General features: G+C 32.9%; 2 protein-coding genes and 1 pseudogene. All 3 read right to left on the bottom strand.

Going from position 1 to position 2,554, the window contains the following annotated elements; all coding sequences use genetic code 11:
* A pseudogene (locus tag ACVC2P_RS11885) lies at positions 1–514 on the bottom strand (mechanosensitive ion channel family protein); the annotation flags it as partial.
* A 66-nt stretch (positions 515–580) separates the two neighbouring features.
* Positions 581–1,177 (bottom strand): pseudouridine synthase, encoded by a 597-nt coding sequence (locus ACVC2P_RS11880; RefSeq protein ID WP_452598688.1) that lies wholly within the window; start codon positions 1,175–1,177, stop codon positions 581–583.
* Positions 1,167–2,554: DNA topoisomerase (locus ACVC2P_RS11875; protein ID WP_452598687.1), on the bottom strand; the 1,388-nt coding region annotated here is incomplete at its 5' end. The genes ACVC2P_RS11875 and ACVC2P_RS11880, both read right to left, overlap by 11 nt.

Raw genomic sequence — 2,554 nt, 5'->3', positions numbered from 1 at the left:
TCCATACAGACATATCTGTAACTATAGCAAAAGCTAGAATAAAGCCAGCTATCCATACAAAAATCATAAAAACCTGTATGTAACTGTCTACAGGCTTATCTTTTAAACGAGGAATAGTCTTAAAAAAATCTTTTAACGCATTCAATAAACTTCTAGCAATCCACAACGTTAAAATAATACCAAAAACTTTAAATGCCTTTTCTATTTTACCTTCTATAAAAGGAAAATCAACAAAAACAGTTGGTGTCGCTTCTAAAGCAATAATTAACGGAATAATGTGAGCTATATTTCTTGGAACTTTGTTTTTAACTAAAATATCATCAAAATTAGATTTAGTACGGGCAGCAAAGTTGCTAAAAACGTTTATTAAAAGCCGTCTAACTATAAAATCTACTATAAATACTATTATTAATAAAGCAAGTAGTAGTGCTAACATATTTAAATAGGTAGCTATAGTTTTAGACACTTCTATAGAAATTAAGTAATCGTAAAGCCAATGTGTAATGCGTCGCATATTAATAGTGTATTAAGCTGCAAAATTAAGGGGATTTATCTTATTAGAGTAATAATATATCGTTAATTATAAACTATAGTTGTCTAGGTTAAGGTTAACGCTATTAACTTCTCCAACAGCCATACCATTTAAAAAAACATCCCCAACACGAATACGTACTAAACGCAACGTAGGAAAACCAACCGCAGATGTCATTTTTCGTACTTGTCTAAATTTACCTTCTGTTAGCGTTATAGATACCCAAGAGGTAGGGCCGTGGCGTTCATCTCTAATTTTTTTCCACCGTACAGGCAATTCGGGTGGTGTTTCTAATGTAAAAACTTTACAGGGTTTGGTTTGGTATTTTTTACCATCAAAACCAATTTCTACACCGTTTTTAAGTTTAGTTATAGCATCATCTGTAATAATTCCATCTACCTGCGCATAGTATTCTTTTTCTATATGGCTACTATTTATGTAATTACTTAATTTACCATCTGTAGTGAGTAGGAGTAGACCTTCGCTTTTTTCATCGAGTCTACCAATAGGCATCGTGCCTTCTGGAAATTCGCCAAGTTTACCAAGAAATGTTTTGCGTTTTTGCTGTGTAGAATTACTAGCAAATTGACTTAACATACCGTAAGGCTTAAATATTTTAAAATGTTGGTGTGTTTTAGTTGCCATTTAAAATACTATAAACTAAAGCCTTGGTTATGGTTTGTCCTTTTGCTTTTTCACGAATTGCATCGTAACTAAATCTAAAATCGCAACCCGTTTTGTATTCGCTGCAGCCATAAGCTGTTTTTCCTTTTATAACTTCACCTTTTTTGCATTTAGGGCAAATTAAGGTATCATTAGTAGTGTTTTTAGTCGCTTTTGTTGTCGTTTTTTTAGGCTCTAATTTTATATTGAAATCATCATCAAAGCGTAATAAGCCTTCCACTTTACCAGTTTCGGTTTTAAAGCCCTTTAAATTTACAGTAGAGCCTTTTTGTAATAAACGAATGTATTGTTTCTCAGAAATTGTTTTATCACTAAATTTAAAAGGTAACATAAAACGGCATCCTGCTTTAAACTCGCTACAACCATAAGCTGTTTTACCTTTTATAAGCTGTCCTTTTTTACATTTAGGGCAGTTTTCGTTTGTAATAGCAGCACTTGTTTTTTTAGAAGCCTTTTTAACAGGAGTAGGTTTTGCAGTAACATGAGAAATATTAGCTTTTTTAGTTTCGCTACGAACTTCGTATACTAGATGGTCTACCATACGTTTCATCTGTTTTATAAAGCTTCCTGCATTATAATTTCCTTTTTCAATTTCTTTTAATTGTTTTTCCCAAGACCCAGTTAATTCTGCCGATTTTAATAATTGGTTTTGTATCGTATTTATGAGTTGAATGCCTATTGTTGTTGGTAAAACTTGTTTTTTGTTTCGTTTTATGTATTTACGTTTAAAAAGTGTTTCTATAATGTTGGCACGCGTAGAGGGACGACCAATTCCGTTCTCTTTCATGAGTTCTCGCATCTCATCATCATCAACTTGTTTCCCCGCAGTTTCCATAGCCCGAAGTAGTGAGGCTTCTGTATATTGATTTGGTGGACTCGTTTTCTTTTCTAAAAAAGAAGGCTCGTGTGGGCCTTTTTCGCCTTTTTTAAATGTAGGCAATATTCCAGACTCTTTAGTTTTTGCATTTGCATCTTCGAAAACAACACGCCAACCTTTTTCTAATATTTCTTTTCCTGTGGTTTTAAAATTTACAGTTTCTGCTTTTCCAATTACGGTTGTGTTAGATACTTTACATTCTGGATAAAATACCGCTATAAAACGTTTGGTTATAATATCGTAAACCTGTTTTTGGTTGTATTGTAGGTTTATTTGTATTCCTGTTGGTATAATGGCGTGGTGGTCGGTTACTTTTTTATCATCGAATACCTTTTTCGATTTTTTAATAGTTTTTCCTAAAAGCGGTTGCGTTAATGTAGCATAATTTGTTAATTTTTGAAGTATGCCTGGCACTTTAGGGTAAATATCGTTTGGTAAAAAGGTGGTATCTACTCTTGGGT

This window comes from Pontimicrobium sp. MEBiC01747 (assembly GCF_053601635.1).
Note: the sequence above shows the minus strand (reverse complement) of the source record. Positions and strands in the feature narration are given on the sequence as shown.

Bases quoted from the DNA above. Each gene is read 5' to 3' on its own strand.
- ACVC2P_RS11880 (WP_452598688.1), bottom strand. From the start codon at position 1,177: ATGGCAACTAAAACACACCAACATTTTAAAATATTTAAGCCTTACGGT.